A 15,816-nucleotide genomic window follows, 5' to 3' on the forward strand; every position below is an offset into this window, starting at 1 on the left:
CGAGGAGTTGACGTAGCGGCCTGCTTTCGATTCAAGAATCTGATGAATCGAACCGGCGAACCTGATGTTGCGGAGTTGATGGCGCAGTTGGCGGCGCATGCTGCCGAAATCGCCGCGCTCAAGGCCGAGAGGCAAGCGCTTTCGCAGCGCATCGTCAAACTCGAGGAAGAGCTGGCGCTGGCGCGACTGCATCGCTTTGCGCCTCGCAGCGAAAAGCACGTCGATCGCCTGTTCAATGAAGCCGAGCAGGTTGCCGTTGACGAGGACGCTGGTGACGACGACGGCGATCTCGTCGACCTGCCGGACACTGGCCTGCCGCCTGTGGAAAAACCAGAAGGCAAGAAGCGTGGCCGCAAGCCCTTGCCGGAAAACCTTCCCCGCGAGCGTGTCGAATACGACCTTGCCGACGATGAGAAGGCTTGCCCCTGCTGTCGGCATCAGATGCATCGCATGGGAGAAGCCGTCACCGAGCAGCTCCATATCGAGGTGAAGGCCAAGGTCCTGCAGAATGTGCGGTTCAAGTACGCTTGCCGTCATTGCGATCGAACCGGCATCAACACGCCGGTTGTCCTTGCGCCGATGCCCGCGCAGCCGCTGCCTGGCAGCATTGCCACGGCTTCAACGCTGGCCTTTGCGCTGGTTCACAAATATGTCGACGGCACACCGCTCTACCGTCTGGCCCAGGCCTTCGAGCGTGCCGGTGTTCCCGTCAGCCGCGGCGCTCTGGGTCACTGGGTGATCGGCTCGAGCGAGCGGCATCTCTCCCGCATCTATGACGCGCTGAAACTGCGACTTCGGGCGCAGCCGCTCATCCATGGCGACGAGACGACGGTCCAGGTCCTGAAGGAAAAGGACAGGGAGGCCGCTGACACGTCTTATATGTGGGCCTATCGCAGCGGCGAGGACAGCGAGGAGCCGATCGTTCTCTTCGATTACCAGCCGGGCCGCGGCCAGATCCATCCGCAGACATTCCTTGGGCGTTATCGCGGCATCGTCATGAGTGACGGCTACACCGCCTGGCGCACCCTGGAGGGGGCAACCCATATCGGATGCATGGCCCATTCCAGACGACGCTTCGTCAATGCCCTCAAGGCGAGAAAGAAAGGTGGCGGTCCGCCGGAGCAGGCGCTGAAGTTCTTCGAGCAACTCTACCGGATAGAAAGGTTGGCGAAGGAGGAAACGCCGAAGGAAGGCGAAACGCAAGACGATTGCATTCGCCGCTTTCGCCAGCTTCACAGTGTCCCCATCCTCGATGCCCTCAAGACATGGCCCGATGACATCGCGCCGAAGGTCCTGCCGGACAGCAAGCTCGGCGATGCCATCTCCTATACCCTGAACCAATGGGACTACCTGACCCGCTACCCGCAAGACGGCAGGATGCCGATCGATAACAACCTTCTTGAGCGTGACATCAGGATTTTTGCAACGGGTAGAAAATCGTGGCTCTTCAGCGACACTGTCGAGGGAGCCAAAGCCAGTGCTGTTGTCTACAGCATCATGCTGACATGCCGGGCTTGCGCCGTCGAACCCTTGGCATACCTGCGCCATGTCCTGACCGAATTGCCGCAGCGCGCCACAGACGCCGATATCACCGACCTGCTGCCCTACAACTTCGCCAAAACCGTCGCTGCCTGATCCGATACGACCGGATGACAGCAACCCACGTCAAACGGGCTGCGTCAACGTGCATGGAAACAAGCGCTTACGGTTTACCCGTCTTACCGATAGGATATGCCGATGACAAACATCCTCCTGTTTCCGAGGAAAATGGCGCCCGAATGCTCTCCTCCTGTTGATGTCTATCGTGAGCCCACCGCGGATGAGGCCAGGCAAATCATCGAATGCCTCTGGTCAGCAAGCAGTCGCAATTGGCGGCGGCCAACTGGGAGGTTCAGCAGCTTCTGAATTCCTTGGACTGCAACCAAGAGCACCCTGCTTCACCCTAGGCCGTTCGTGGCAAACGCGCCCGAGCCATGACGGCCGCGATGGTATCTGTCCTGCGGGCGACCTTGGGCGACGAGGCTGGCTTTTCTTGGATCGCATCCGCAACGCTGCATCTTGGCTGCAGGGCTGCCCTTGTAGATTTTAGCTCCCAGTTTCAATTGAATCCCTAAGCTAAAAATTCGACGCCAATATTTCCCCTTGCGATTTCACTGCAGAGTGGGGGAGGGGCATTTAACCCGCTGAAGTCTTTGTCAAATTCACCGCAAGCTGTCGTGTCGGCAACGTTGTTTGCGCTGCCCCCTCGGTTGGTCAGCCCGTTGCGGGTGCGATGCTTTTGACATGGAGAGTAATCAATAGCGAGACAAGGAATGCTGCGACGGTCGCAAGCAGAAATGCTCCGACGAAGATCGCAAGTGCTTTTACCGCGCTGATGCCCAGATCATGCATGAACCAACGGACCTGCGCCTGCGCGTACCAGATTGCGGCGACCGCCAATGCGACAAGACCTGCAAGAGTACCCTGCTCCCGAGGCATGCTGAAGAAATCAAATGCCAGCACGAGTACAAAGGCAAAGGGTGCCGCGACGTAGCATTGGCTGAAGAAGGGCGGGCGGAGCGAATTGCGCGTGATACCGACCATCTTTGATCGCAGAAGCGTCACGGCCATGCACAGGGGATAGATCCCGAAGATCACGCCTCTTGCGATAAGAAGGTTCGATCCAGACCCCAGTTCCCGAGCGGCTTCGTTCGGATCATAGACCGAGGGCAGCGAAGCGGACAATGCCTGTGAAAGAAGCAGGGTGATCAGCAGGAACAGAGGCGGGCTGAGAGTATCCTGATACTGGTCTTCTGGCTTGTCGGCGAGTTCGATGTCAGCGTAGCGCATCATGCTGAGCGGCCGCACGACCGAGCGCCACATCGTAACAGGATAGAAAATCAGCCATGACACAAGCTCGTAGAGTAGCTCTTCGAGCGACTTCAGCAGTTTCATGAAGTCCAAGTGCCAGTCCTTCCCATCCAATTTCGATCTGTGGGTGTTCTTTTACCAACGCCAAAGACCGACGTCACGTCGCTTGGACTATTTCGGCGGTTGCGCCATTGAAGAATTCTCCATTTTGGCTTCCCACTTCGGGTCTTGCCGGTTAGGCTACGCGAGTGGAGTGCCTGGAACGAAGACCGGATGTGGTCACGCAAATCCGAGGAGCGCTGTTAGGGTGCGATGCCCTGAGAGAACGGTTGCTCCTGCTGAGGACACGAGGAGCCGTTCATGAAGATCTTGAAAAGCCTGATTTTAGGCCTTGCCATACTGTCAGCGGTGCCCGCGGTCGCCGACGACATGCGGCGGGAGACTGTTCGTTTCGCGCCCGGATCGTCGAGCTCGACCATCAAGGCATCAGTGAAAGGATATCAGACCGTCCAGTACGCGCTGTCTGTCACAGCCGGCCAGAAGATGAGCGTCCAACTCGATTCCCGCAATAAGAGCCTCTACTTCAACGTCACGGCGCCGGGAGCCGATGCGGCGATGTACAACAGCTCGATTGATGGCAACGGCACAAGCATCACGATCCCGTCCAGCGGCAAGTACGTCATCGACGTGTACCTGATGCGCAACGCGGCCCGAAGGAACGAGTCAGCGAGCTACGACCTCACGCTCTACGTCGAGTAGCCAAATGCTGAGGCCCTGAGATGATACCTTCCGATGTTGATCTCCCATTCTACAACGGCAAGCCCGTGGAGATCGATGGAACGGGCTGGTTCGTTCTCATGGCATCTGTCGCGATCGCCTTTCTGGCACTCACGCTCATTCCATTTCGCACCTTCCCGTACAATCTCGTTCCGGCGATAATCTTCGTCGGCATTCCGATCCTGTCGCTTCACAGGGTCGCTGGCAGGCATTGGAAGTGCCTGTTCCGGTCGGTCGGCTTCCGATCCGCCGCGCTGATGCTGCTGTTCGGAGCGGCAACGCTGGTCGGATCCATGGCGATGGGCTGGGTCCTTCAACGGTTTTTCGAGCTTCACTCCAATCCGGTGGCAGATGAGATCGCCGCAATGTCCGCATCGCAGGTCGGCGCTACGCTTTTGGAGACCGGCATCCAACTGGTCGGGGAAGAGCTTTTCGGAATACTGCCGTTCCTCGCCGTTCTGTGGTTCTGTGTGCAGCAGATGAACATTTCGCGCAGGTGGGCAATTCTGATCGCGCTTGTCATCTCCGGTCTGCTCTTCGGCGCGGCGCATCTGCCAACCTATGACTGGCACTTGGCGCAGTCATTGATCGGGATCGGCTTCGCCCGCGTGATCCTGACGCTTGCCTATATCGCCACGAGAAACCTTTGGGTCTCGGCAGGCGCCCATATCATCAATGACTGGACGGGGTTCATCCTGATGTTTGAATTCGGCCACCTGCCAATCAATGCAGTGGAGTAACTGCCCATGGCCCGTCGCCGAAATGGAATCCAGCTCAAAGGCCTTTGCGCGTCAACTTTAAACGAAAGGAGTTAGGCATGCGTCTCGTCGCGACATCTCTCATGGGAATGATCCTACTGTCAGCCATACCCGTTCTCGCAAATGACGTTCATCAGACGAAGTGCAAGGGCAACAGCGGCGCCTGCATCCAGGAAGCCCAGCGCGTCTGCGGTGGCGAATACCACGTTCTCTTCAGCGAAAGCCACGCAGGTGGGCTTCTGGGCGACAGCATTCCTGGGCCTGTAACCTGGTACTCGATGAGCTATGAGTGCCCGAACTCTCGTGGTGAGAAGCCGGACTTCGCGTTCCGCGGCAACACGTACTCACCGCCACCGCTACGCGACGTCGAAACGAAATCGAGGCAGAGGGTTTCGGTCGGCAGCATGGCTAAATTCTGCCAAGGCGAGGCCTCCGCCACGTTCGGCCGCAAGCCTCAGGAGATACTCACGCTCCCGGTGGAACGCACGGGCGGCGGTTTCACCGTCTACGGCCAGTTTCCTCCCGAAGGAACAAGAGTGACCACGTTCGAATGCCGGTTCGACTCGTCTGGAGCCTTCAGACGCGTTGTTCGAGATTAAGGGGGCTGCAGTCTCATTGTTTGCCAAAAGGCAAGGCGAGGATCCCCTCGGTGGATCGTTGCCAAAACCTTGAAAGAGGGGAGGGGCAGATCATAGACCGGAAGCCTTGGTCAGGTTCACGCGGAATCGATCCCGCCGGCGCTGATACCGGCGGGTCATCTCCGCCGAAGCATGACCGAGCTGCTTTTGAACGTACCGCTCGTCGACTTCAGCGGAAGAGGCCAAGCCAGCACGAAGGGAATGACCGGAGAATTTGAAGGCGCGCTCGATCTCGCTGAGATCGCCGCGGACGCCAGCCGCCATGGCGGCACGCTTCACCAGGCGTGCCACTTCCTTGTCATTCAGCCGTTCTGGCCCAACCGCTTTGCCTCGCCCCGTGACCCGACGGAAAAGTGGTCCATGAGCCAGCTTGGCGAACTTGATCCAGGTCTCGATCGCGACGACAGGACAGGTGGCGTCGGATGAGCCACGACCGACTTCGACCTCTCGCCATCCAGTTTTACCGCGCAGGGTGATAAGCATGCCCTTGTCGAGGATTTCGATCCAGCCGCGTCCGTCTTCGGTCTGGTCTGCCTTCAGATCGAGACCGACGATTTCGGAGCGCCGAAGACCTCCAGCAAAGCCGATGAGCAGCATGGCGCGGTCGCGCAGGCCGCGCAGAGAGCCACGATCAAGCGTCTCGACCATTGCGATGATATCCTCTGCCAACACTGCTTCCTTCTGCACGGGTGGGCGGGCATGGCTGTTGCGGATGCCGGCCATCACGGTGGCGATATGCCTGTCCTTGCGGTCGAGTGAGAGTCCGCGCTGCGCATAATTCCAGGATAGCGAGGAAAGGCGGCGCTCGATCGTGGAAACAGAGTTGGCCTTGGCGCCGCGTGAAGGCGTGCCCGCTGCACTGCCGGAGGCGCAGGCAGTGATGTAGAGCCCGACGGTTGGCGGGTTTGGCGGGAGCGGAGCCAGATTGGACCGCCGACACCAGGCCGCAAAATGCTTCCAGTCCGAGGCATAAGCCTTGCGGGTATTCGCCGAACTCGCCGCCTCGACGTAGCCCCTGGCGCGATCGGCGAGTCCTGCGAGATGGGCAGGCGTCGAACCCTCAGCGACGAGAGAGGGGAGGGGGCTATCGTACGACATCTCCGGCGCAGAAACATCCCGGTCGGAAGCTGTGCTGAGAGACGGCGCTGGGGTCTCCTCGACACGAATTTCGGTGTTTTGCTCGATGATTTGGGCCATTTCTATATAATGAGCAAAATGCCCGATAATGCAAGATTACCGGACGTAAAACCGTGTTGACGTGCCGTGCGGTTATTGGACAGTATCGTGTCCTAAACCGCGCGCCTCAATTGTGCTCGATAGCATGGATTCGCCCTCCGCTCTCGCCACCGCGGTTCCGCCAACGACGGTACTGTTGCTGCCGGCCTGGGCGACGGCGCGCGCCCAGGATTGCGGCGAGGCGGACGCGGCCTTCACTGCCGGCATCGCGCTGAAAGCGCTGGACGAGCTCGTGCTTGCGGCCTTCTCTACGTTCCAATCATCTCCTGCACCCGGCGACGGCCGGGACCTGGGTTCATTCTGGCATAGGCGCTGAGCAGGTCCGGAAGCTTTATAGCCGGCTCCTTGCCTTTCGAGACATTCGGCCGTCCTCTGCTTCGCCTGAGAGCGTTCGCCAGAAGCTCGATCCAGGCGGGGTGATCACACGGAGGCGGAATCACGCGTCTCATACGGCGTGCTTTGCGTTCCTCATCCTCGGCGTCATCCACCGGCCCTTCACTGGGGCAATTGAGACGTTCGGCGCAGTAAGCCCTTGCCGCTGTCGACAGACTGGTGAGGATCATCGCCGAGTAGTATCCGCCTGCACTGGGCAAGCTCAGGAGCCGACGGATAAGCATGGGTCCCGACGGGGAGTGGGCGATCGCTTCCAGGCTGCATACATTGTCGATGCATCGGTCGAACGTTCTCGTCATTGGACTGAGGTAAGGGATTGGTGAGCGGCGTAGGTCGTAGCCGCACGCAGCACAAGAATGTTGCGGCACGAGTTCGCTCTGGTCAAAGACTGCAATGGAGCTGTTGCAGGATGGACATCGATCGCGCAATCGACAGCCATGCTCTGTGCAAGAAACCCGTGTCGCCAGCCGCCATCGACGCCGGAAATAGGGTTGCGTATCCTCGCTCAAACAGCGGCAGCAGAACTGCAGCCACGTAGAACTGTCGCGTTGCCCGTTGTAGCGTAGCGGCAGCAAGAGCTGTTTGGGCAGTTCCTGCGACAATGTCATCGCCGCAAGCTGATCGGGCGCGACGCCCGTTTTGGCATACAGCAGGTTTGCGATGTCGGCCGGCAGCCTCAGATCGAGGGCGGCCGACCACATTCCCGGATTAAGTCCGAGCACACGCGCGAATGCTCTCGGCGATACTCCGTTGGCAAAGGCAAGCCGGTGCAACCAGCTTGACAGCAATTCGTCTGGCTGCGGCATCACGGTGACCGGCCACCGGTCAGAAACCACGTCACCATATCGTTCGCGAAGGCTGATTGCCGGCGCGTGCGCGTCGGCCGTCGTCATAGAAGGCTCTCGCGAAAGGCCCTGCTGCGCCGCTGCGAGACCGGCACATGGTGCAGTTCGTCGATTCCGGCCTTGGTGATGCGTTCGCTCTCGGACATGATCGCCGCGACAGCTGCTTTGGTGACGATGGTGACGATTTCGCCGATCAGGCCTTCCGAGAGGCTGAATATTTGCCGCGCCAAAGGTTCGTTCGACAGATCCGAGCTTTTGGCCAGCGGCAACGCGGCTTCGAGACTGTCGAGCAGCATGAGATAGTTCTCGTCATATTGCCAACGTGGAACTGCGACCAGGTCAAAGCGGCTTGCCATCTCGCTGGTGGAATTGATGAAATCGCAGACGGCCACTTCGCCAATCAGCACAGGTGAGATGTCATATTGACGCCCGATCCGCCGCAGGAAGGCAAAGACAGCTTCGACGTCGCGCGCACGGCCCCGCAACGCATTATGAAATTCGTCGAAGATCAGCACCTTCGGTTTTATGTTGGACAGCAAGTGGTCGAGTTGCTCGGCCTTGTGGCCAAGGTTCCACATATCGCCGCCTGGAGCCCGCAGCGCCTGCAGAATACTGGCATAGAAATGGCCAAGGCCCGCGCCTTCGCGTGTCTGGGCTATCCATACCCTTTGCTTGGACGAGGTTCTCAGGTGCTCGACGGCGAACCGCTCGGCGATCATCGTTTTGCCGTTGGCGTAGGGACCGACCAACATCAGCCCCTGGGTTCGCAAAGACGGAGGCCGATCGAGCAGTTCGGCCAGCCGCCGATGGCTGTCCTGAGCGACATGATGCCCGATCCACCGTGGGGCACGGATGTAGGCGATCCTTTCCGCCTGATCATGACCAAGATACGGCCGGACATGCTCGAGCAAATGATCCACTATTGCTACCAATCCTCCACCGGCAACCGGTTCTTCTTGCGTGCGGGATGCTCAGCGGGAGGAGGCGTCGGCGGTTGCATGACCGCATAAGGCTTCTCCGCCGCAGAGGCATGGGCATTGCGGACAGCATTGTGCAACTGGCGCCTGGAGGGTTTCGCCGATTGCACAATGGCTGCGATCTCACGGCGGAGCGCCACCTTCTCAGTGCTTGATCGGTGGTTTGCCGCACGCCGACGGGTGCGTTCTGCCTGGTGCTCCCACAGCGTCACTGACGTCAGTTGGCCATCGCGTCGCTCGACCGGCCGAAACTGTCGGGTTTCCGGGTCGCGGACATAGACACGGCTGATGTCACGGGGATCGTATCGCACCTCAAGCCTTCCAAGCCGGTCACGCTCAGGAACGACGGCGCTCAGCCACGGTGAATAATAGTGCATGGCGAACATGTTGATCCCTTGCGGTGACAATTGCCTTTCCGTCCCCGGCAAGAACGACAACAGCACGCGCTGCGGGTCATCGTCGAAACGAGGCAGGGCGGTTGCGCTGTGCTGCCATTCCGTCATGGGAACCTTCAGGGTCTTGGAATTTTCCTGCAGGTTGTGATCGATCACGGCCAGCGCAACGCAGCGCTCCAGATTGGCGAAGCTCAGGCAGGCGCGCCGCTCGGATGGATATTCGTCCCGGTGGGCCACCGAACGGCCCGAAGAGCCCGGGTAGGTGGCGAGGACCGCGTTGAGCTTTCCCAGCAGCCGTTCAACCACGCCGCCTTGATGGACCCGGCCGCGATCGCGATATCGGATCCTGATCCCATAATCGTCACATCCTCGTTGGAAGGCGTGTCCCTTGAACTCCATCGCCGAGTCCGTGACGAGCAACTGCGGTCGACCGAACATCGGCCAAGCGTGATTGAGATTGCGCGCTGCAAGCCATGTATCTTTCGGGCACATGGCTTGGGCGAGACAAAGCGCAACGGACAGAACCGACGGCTTTTCCAGGATAAGGCAGAAGCCGACGATGGATCGTGTCGCCACGTCGGTGATAACCGTCAAATATGGGCGGCCAACGAACACACCGGCACCATCGATCACCTCCACGAAATTTATGTCGGTCGGCGTATGGTCGATTTGGCACACCGCGAGCGGGTGCGGCGCATGGATATAGCCGGGTCGCGGCTTCAGCCGCAGCAAGTGCTTTGGATTGGCCGATCGCTTCTTCGCGATCTCTTCAGGTGAAAACAACATAGGGATGCGCCGGGCGACCGTTACATAGGACGGGATGGCAAGACCGCCTTCCTCGCACCGCGCGCGGATCTCGTCGACCACGGGAGCAAGTGGGGTCGGCTCAAGCGTCAGCCACTTCTCGCGAAGTGTGGCCGCGATGATCGCCTCCACCTGTTCCGGCAGCCGCTTGCGCCGACTGACAGCGGTGCGAGGAAGCAAGCTGGCTACAGTGCGATCGACCCGGTAACGGGCCAGAAGATTGTAGATTTGCCGAGTTGTGATCTGCAGTTCAGCCGCGGCGCGTTTGATGGCAGCATGTTTCGGATTGCCGCCATCCAGGATTTTGTCCAGTTCGCGGGCTATCCGACGCGCTGTCGACCAGTGCTCGTCCAAGACCGGGCGTGCAGCCGGCGAGCTTCGATCGTGAAATCGCTTTGGCAAGGGGCCTCGCTGAAATCATTAGCTGAAAATCGTCTCCAGTTTAGCGCCAGAACCCAACTGGCGTATGACATTCCCCGGATTGAAATCTGGAAGTAAAAGCCACAGCCGGCGTCGTGCTCACGCGTCTCGACGAGCGGATCGCCCGTTCGCCGATCGGCCAGGGATGGATCGAACGTTCCCATTTTGCCGACGCTTGCGCTTCGCTGTGGATCGACGGCGACCTCGTCCATCTCGAAGACCTCGTCCTCCACGACGCCACGAAGGATATTCGCACACCCACCCATGAGCTGACCATCGCCCGCGACGTGCTGCGCACCCGCCGACGCGTCGCGGGCCAGTCACCGGACTGGGCGCTGTCCGCCGACGGCATCCGCTCGCTGCGGAAAACCTCGGAGATCGGGGCGGGCGGCGCGGACGAGGTTACGACGACCGGAGTTATTCGGCCGGCGATCGCGATCGACGCGGAAGGGGAGGGGGATGGCACCGACGAGGCCCAAGATCTCCCCGGCGTCGACTATGCTGCTATCGATGCGCTGCTCGCCCGCTCGGAAGCTGCGATCGAACGAGCCAAAAAGCCCGGTCGGGCTCCGGCCGATCCGCTGGTCTATGATCTCGACTGGGACGAGGATGCCCGGCTCGATGAATGGCGTGGCGTGTTGCGTCAGGCTGAAAACCTACCGGCGGTGCTGCAGGCGACCATCGCCCTTGATGCCTGGAACGAGTTGTCGGTGCTGCAGCACGCGCCTTGGCTCGGGCGATTGTTGGCCGCGTCAATCCTGCGCCGGGCCGGCGTTACCACTGGTGCCCATCTCGCCGCCGTCAACCTCGGTCTCAAATCTATTTCCGTCGATCGGCGCCGGCATCGCGATCGGGAGACCCGGTTGTTAGCCATTGCTCACGGGTTTTTGGCGGCCGCGGAGATTGGCATGAAAGAGCATGACCGGCTGACCCTGGCGAAAACGATGATGGACCGAAAACTGAAGGGGCGGCGGACGTCGTCAAGACTGCCGGAGCTGGTCGAGCTGGTGATCGCGAAACCGCTCGTGTCGGCCGGGATGGTGGCGAAGACGCTGGATGTGACGCCGCAGGCGGCGCGGCGGATCGTTTTGGAACTCGGCCTCAGGGAGATGACGGGGAGGGGGAGGTTTCGGGCGTGGGGGATTGTCTAGAATGGGTCAGAACGAGATGAAATCGAACGACGGGCCTTGCGCTATCTCTAATTCGGTCCTATCTTTCGGAGTGAATTAGGAGGCGATCGGATGGAACATCTGACAACGGCACAGGCGGCTTTTGTGGTGGGCGCGCCGCTGGACATCTTCAAGAAGGTTGTCGAGCGCGCGCCGATTAAGCCGCAACTCGTGAAGCGAGGTGGTCGAAGCATTCGGCAGTTCGGTCAAGCTGAGCTGGTGTTTCTCCATGCCTATGACGAACTCAAACTGGCGCTGACGCCCAAGAGCCAATCCGAGTTCTATGAGGCGTTGCGGACGACATCCCTGAAGCGCAGTCTCGCGAAGGAAGTCGTGTTCGGCAAACAGCGCTACGACATCGGTCAGCACCTAGTCTTCGTCGAGCGCAAGCTGAAGGAACTCGAGAAGCTCACCGATCAGGTCGACCTATCCGGGAAGGAGCCGGTCATCCGAGGCACGCACATCGAGGCGCATCGGATCGCTGCTCTTCTCAACGCCGGCGCCACGGTCGAAGAGATTCTTCGCGACTATCCCTCCTTGAAGGAACAACAGGTCGTGGCGGCGCGCGTCTATGCGGAGGCGCATCCGAAGGCGGGCCGGCCGTACCCGAAGCAAACGGCAAAAGCCGCCATGCGCGCAGCCGATCTTAGCGCGCTGGATGACTGAGCTTGAAATACCTGCTCGATACAAATGTCCTGAAAGAGATTGGTCGACCCGAACCGCACGAGAATGTCGCGGCTTGGCTCGATACGATCGATGATACCGATCTCGCCATCAGCGTGATCTCGGTTCGAGAGATTTCGAAAGGCATCGAGAAGAAGCGTAAGACCGATGACGTCGTGGCGAACGCGATCGCCAAGGCTGCCGACGCAATCTTCGCGGCTTATCAAGGTCGCATTCTCCCCGTCGACGAGCCTGTCGCACGCCGTTGGGGTCAGATGCTCGGTCAATCAGATAAGAATACCGACGATACCGGCTTGGCCGCGACAGCGCAGGTGAATGATCTTATCATGGTGTCACGCAACGTCGCGGATTTTCAGGGCCGGGGCGTCACGGTCCTTGATCCGTTCAAGAAGCCTGCCAGATCTGTGCCCTCCCAAGATGTGGCACGATGAGCTTCGACCGGATCGGATAAGATATCTAAATTATCTCAGCCATCCACAATTCTGCGGAACGGATCACCAAACACGTGCAGGGCTAGGAAGCGTGCAGGATCATATCCCGTTGCTTTTCCTACGTCCTGATTGGCTTTGAAGACCGCGTCTATTACCTGATCTCCAGCATCCCAACGTTCCAGGAAGGCCGGAAACCACCTCGGTGTAATCGACGAAGCGAGGGGCCACGGTGACGCCACAACCGTGGAGCATCCTCGGTCCAACAACTGACGCGTAAGCCCAATTGTCATGTTTGCCGCAGGGTGCTTGTCGCTACGGCCGCCGCTGCAGACAAACAAAACCACGACTCCTACATTGCGAAGAGCGTCTGCCAAGTCAGACGCAAGAATTCGCAAATTGCCTTCATCGGAAACCTGGTGAAAAAACGGTTCTCCATCCGCTACGCTGCCGTGGGCGGCTATCACCACAAGCTGCGAGCCGGCGAGGTCCTCCGGGAGCGCCGCAGCGGTATTGAGGGATATATTGCTCGCCTCGAAAGTTGGCTGTAACCCCCCTTTCAGTTTCAGCTGGAGCGCAAGCAAATCGAGTTGAATGTCGTTTCCGTCAGAAAGCCCGAGTTCATCGAGAACCATGCGGGCATGTTCGGCCATGTGCTCTGCTGCTTTGATGAGCCCAACGTCCCGGAACGTCCCGGCAAGACCGTACATCTCAATCCAAAGCTGGTGCAGCGAAACCGGTCCGGCGAGCTTGGCCGCACACGCAAACGCGACTAAAGCTTCGATAGCATTACCCGAGCGCCGATAGACGTCACCGAATACCCCCCATGCAATACGTTGGCGTACGGGGTCCAAGCCCGAGCAGAGAAGAGCGTGCTCGGCATAATCTCGCGCCTCCTGGACTTTGCCGCGCCGCGAAAGCTGGATGGCGCCGACACCCATAAGTTCCAGGTCAGCTGGACCTAGTGATTCCGATATGGCGATGCTGACACCGATGCTTAACCAGGCTTTGAATTCCGCCAAATCGTCATCGGTTTCTGCGTCCTCCGCCAGTTGAGGTAGCATGGCCTTGAACGTAGCCACCAATCGATCGCCACTGCACGGGAGATCTTCGCTCGGAAACCTCGTTTTGCCGAGTGTAATGGGCGCTTCCCGTTCGAGCCACGCGAACGCGGCGCGGTGAAACGCCTCAAACGTCTTGAACTCTTCAGGGCTGATTGCGTCGACGTCGTCAGCCTGCTGGAAGTCTATCTCGCCGGCATAAGAAGACAGAATGATGCTGGCGATTAGCGCAATTCCGCTTTGCCCAGCGACTTGCAGATCGAGAAGCCGAGCTATTCTCAACCTCAATCTGCCTTCCGCAGGGTGTGTCGCGGCGTAGCGGAGGGGAATCTCGACTGCCTCCGTCAATCGTTCTGGCTCGACGAGCGCTCCGATGTTCCCCCGTGATTGCAGTAGTATTTGTTCCACAACGTCGACGGTAAGAAACGCCTTCCAACGCGGCGGCGACGTATTTTTATGCGCCGTAACGAGGTCGAACGCATGGAGGATCAATCCTCGCCGGAGTGCGTCTTGCACCAATGTCTGCTCGATCGTCTCCGCTCGTTGCGGATAGGCAAGCGTCAGATGTCGCCCAACGGTCGGATAGTCGGGGGGAGTTGGCGAGCTCAATTCGCCGGCAAATGCATCATAGAGCGCGGTCAGTTCGGGTTCCCGCCGCCGCCCCCGACGCCGATAACGGCAATCCTCGGCGTCCAGGCACTCATTCCGAGCGATGGCATTGGCTTCGTTTTCATGGCGTCAGGCGTCCCAGCGCCGAAATAGCGCGCTGGCATTCACCCCGCCGAAGCCGAAGCCATTGCTGATTGCGAATTCCATTGGGAGTGACCGTGCTTTGTTGGCGACGAAATCAATGCTACTGCCGGCCGGATCGGGAGAGTTAAGATTCAAGGTAGGTGGCGCGACCTGATCCCGCAGCGCGAGAATCGTGAAGATCGCTTCGAGGCCGCCGGCTGCTCCGAGAAGGTGGCCCGTTGCGGACTTGGTGCCGCTGACCGCTATTCCCGACTTTGTCCCGAACACGGACTTGATCGCTTCGATTTCACCACGATCTCCGAGCTGGGTGGATGTGGCATGGGCGTTGAGATGCTGAATCCGGGAAGGGGCGATACCCGCTTGTCTGATCGCGATCTGCATTGCTCTGGCAGCCCCGGATCCATCTTCCGGACCAGACGTGACATGATGGGCATCAGCCGTGGTGCCATAACCGACCAATTCCGCCAGTGGTGTCGCCCCACGCGCCAGGGCATGACTGAGGGCTTCGATGACCAGGATGCCCGCACCTTCCCCCATAACAAATCCGTCGCGCAGCATGTCGAAAGGCCGCGACGCAGCAGCCGGGGTCTCGGCAAAGCCGGTCGACAAAGCCCGCGCCGCCGCGAAGCCCCCAAGGCTCACGGTGTTCATGCAGGCTTCCGTTCCACCGCACACGGCAATATCGACTTCGTTCGCCCGGATCATGCGGGCTGCGTCACCGATCGCCTGGACGCCCGCCGCGCAGGCGGTCACCGGCGCGCCAAGCGGGCCCTTCAGCCCGTGGCGGATCGACACCTGACCTGCGGCGAGGTTGACCAGGAAGGACGGAATGGTGAACGGCGACAGACGGCGAGGACCCTTCTTATCGACGATGCGGACCGCCTCGGTGATCGCCGGGAATCCGGACAGTGCAAGCCCAATCCCCGGCGTGACGTTCGGAAAGCTGGATGTGACGAGCGACGAGCAGGTATCAACCTTTGTCGAATGGGTTCTGGCCGAGGCGGGCACGATCGATGTCCTGATCAACAATGCGGGTGTCTCGCTGATGGGCCCTGTCGAAAACACCTCCGTTGCGGAGGCTGCCAAGGTCTTTGACGTGAACGTGTTTGGCCCACTGCGCATGATCCGCGCAACCCTGCCTGCCATGCGCAGTGCCCGAAGCGGACTGATCATCAATGTCAGTTCCGTACTCGGCTTTCTGCCGGCTCCTTTCATGGGCATCTATGCCAGCAGCAAGCACGCGATCGAGGGACTGTCTGAATCTCTCGATCACGAGATCCGGGACTTCAACGTACGTGTCATCCTGGTAGAGCCCACCTTCACCAATACCAATCTCGACGTGAATTCGGCAATCACCGAGGCTGCTCCCGGCGCGTATGCCGAACAGCTTGAGGCGACGACCCGCGCCGTCCTCGCCCAGGTCAAGTCTGCACCCTCTGCGAAATGGGTCGCCGATCAGATCCTCACGGCCATCGAAAGCCCGTACAGAATGCGTCAACCGGTCGGCAAGCATGCGACGCTTCTCAGCCGGCTGCGCCGGTTCATGCCGGCGAAGGCAGTCGATAGCAGCCTGCGTAAGACGTTCGGGTTCGGCAAACAGTAGCTTCTCTGCACCTATCTGAACGCTG

Annotated in this window: 15 protein-coding genes and 1 pseudogene; 9 read left to right on the forward strand and 7 right to left on the reverse strand. The window is 59.8% G+C overall.

Annotated features, from left to right (window positions below; translation table 11 throughout):
* Positions 1-42: 42 nt before the first annotated feature.
* Positions 43-1,635, forward strand: a complete 1,593-nt coding sequence (gene tnpC / locus AC4CWH_RS19915) for an IS66 family transposase (RefSeq protein ID WP_491287221.1) — start codon at positions 43-45, stop codon at positions 1,633-1,635.
* Between the two features lie 618 nt (positions 1,636-2,253).
* Here tnpC and AC4CWH_RS19920 read toward each other — a convergent pair.
* Positions 2,254-2,943 (reverse strand): permease, encoded by a 690-nt coding sequence (locus AC4CWH_RS19920; protein WP_491322041.1) that lies wholly within the window; start codon positions 2,941-2,943, stop codon positions 2,254-2,256.
* Positions 2,944-3,210: 267 nt separating this feature from the next.
* Here AC4CWH_RS19920 and AC4CWH_RS19925 point away from each other — a divergent pair, with 267 nt between their 5' ends.
* The 3 genes from AC4CWH_RS19925 to AC4CWH_RS19935 all read left to right on the forward strand — a co-directional run bounded on the left by AC4CWH_RS19925 (position 3,211) and on the right by AC4CWH_RS19935 (position 4,984).
* A complete protein-coding gene (locus AC4CWH_RS19925) occupies positions 3,211-3,609 on the forward strand; it encodes a hypothetical protein (RefSeq protein ID WP_491322042.1) in 399 nt (132 codons plus the stop codon).
* Positions 3,610-3,629: 20 nt separating this feature from the next.
* A complete protein-coding gene (locus tag AC4CWH_RS19930; RefSeq protein WP_491322043.1) occupies positions 3,630-4,367 on the forward strand; it encodes a CPBP family intramembrane glutamic endopeptidase in 738 nt (245 codons plus the stop codon).
* A gap of 77 nt (positions 4,368-4,444) precedes the next feature.
* Complete coding sequence (locus tag AC4CWH_RS19935) at positions 4,445-4,984, forward strand: hypothetical protein (protein WP_491322044.1); 540 nt, start codon at positions 4,445-4,447, stop codon at positions 4,982-4,984.
* Positions 4,985-5,074: 90 nt separating this feature from the next.
* Here the strand turns inward: AC4CWH_RS19935 and AC4CWH_RS19940 are convergent, their stop codons facing one another.
* Positions 5,075-6,220, reverse strand: a complete 1,146-nt coding sequence (locus AC4CWH_RS19940) for a site-specific integrase (RefSeq protein WP_491322045.1) — start codon at positions 6,218-6,220, stop codon at positions 5,075-5,077.
* A gap of 124 nt (positions 6,221-6,344) precedes the next feature.
* Between AC4CWH_RS19940 and AC4CWH_RS19945 the strand changes: the two genes are divergently transcribed.
* Positions 6,345-6,575, forward strand: coding sequence for a DUF1403 family protein (locus tag AC4CWH_RS19945; protein ID WP_491322046.1), 231 nt, complete (start codon positions 6,345-6,347; stop codon positions 6,573-6,575).
* Here AC4CWH_RS19945 and AC4CWH_RS19950 read toward each other — a convergent pair.
* From AC4CWH_RS19950 to AC4CWH_RS19960, 3 genes are read right to left on the reverse strand one after another with little or no spacing between them, the layout of a single operon-like run.
* Positions 6,508-7,545 carry a TniQ family protein gene (locus AC4CWH_RS19950; protein ID WP_491322047.1) on the reverse strand — a complete coding sequence of 346 codons (1,038 nt, stop codon included), beginning with the start codon at positions 7,543-7,545 and terminating at the stop codon, positions 6,508-6,510. The two genes, AC4CWH_RS19945 and AC4CWH_RS19950, sit on opposite strands and share 68 nt — an antisense overlap.
* Entirely contained in the window at positions 7,542-8,420 is an 879-nt protein-coding gene (locus AC4CWH_RS19955) for a TniB family NTP-binding protein (protein WP_491322296.1), read from the reverse strand. Before AC4CWH_RS19955 ends, AC4CWH_RS19950 begins: the two co-directional genes overlap by 4 nt.
* A gap of 2 nt (positions 8,421-8,422) precedes the next feature.
* A complete protein-coding gene (locus AC4CWH_RS19960; protein ID WP_491322048.1) occupies positions 8,423-10,075 on the reverse strand; it encodes a TnsB C-terminal domain-containing protein in 1,653 nt (550 codons plus the stop codon).
* A gap of 86 nt (positions 10,076-10,161) precedes the next feature.
* On the opposite strand from AC4CWH_RS19960, the gene AC4CWH_RS19965 reads away from it, so the two are divergent.
* The 3 genes from AC4CWH_RS19965 (at position 10,162) to AC4CWH_RS19975 (ending at position 12,377) form a co-directional block, all read left to right on the forward strand.
* Entirely contained in the window at positions 10,162-11,244 is a 1,083-nt protein-coding gene (locus AC4CWH_RS19965) for an RHE_PE00001 family protein (RefSeq protein WP_491322297.1), read from the forward strand.
* 90 nt (positions 11,245-11,334) lie between these two features.
* Entirely contained in the window at positions 11,335-11,928 is a 594-nt protein-coding gene (locus AC4CWH_RS19970) for a DUF433 domain-containing protein (RefSeq protein WP_015647675.1), read from the forward strand.
* A 2-nt stretch (positions 11,929-11,930) separates the two neighbouring features.
* On the forward strand, positions 11,931-12,377 hold the full coding sequence (locus tag AC4CWH_RS19975; RefSeq protein WP_071201502.1) for a type II toxin-antitoxin system VapC family toxin: 447 nt from the start codon (positions 11,931-11,933) through the stop codon (positions 12,375-12,377).
* 35 nt (positions 12,378-12,412) lie between these two features.
* Here AC4CWH_RS19975 and AC4CWH_RS19980 read toward each other — a convergent pair whose 3' ends face one another.
* Both AC4CWH_RS19980 and AC4CWH_RS19985 read right to left on the reverse strand, forming a co-directional pair.
* Positions 12,413-13,951: a CHAT domain-containing protein gene (locus AC4CWH_RS19980; protein WP_491322049.1), complete on the reverse strand. Its 1,539-nt coding sequence runs from the start codon at positions 13,949-13,951 to the stop codon at positions 12,413-12,415.
* 222 nt (positions 13,952-14,173) lie between these two features.
* Positions 14,174-15,094: pseudogene (locus AC4CWH_RS19985) on the reverse strand (beta-ketoacyl-ACP synthase); the annotation flags it as partial.
* Here AC4CWH_RS19985 and AC4CWH_RS19990 point away from each other — a divergent pair.
* Positions 15,060-15,791, forward strand: coding sequence for an oxidoreductase (locus tag AC4CWH_RS19990; protein ID WP_491322050.1), 732 nt, complete (start codon positions 15,060-15,062; stop codon positions 15,789-15,791). The pseudogene AC4CWH_RS19985 and the gene AC4CWH_RS19990 overlap by 35 nt on opposite strands.
* Positions 15,792-15,816: the final 25 nt, after the last annotated feature.

It is taken from the genome of Neorhizobium sp. PAMB6716, from assembly GCF_058242805.1.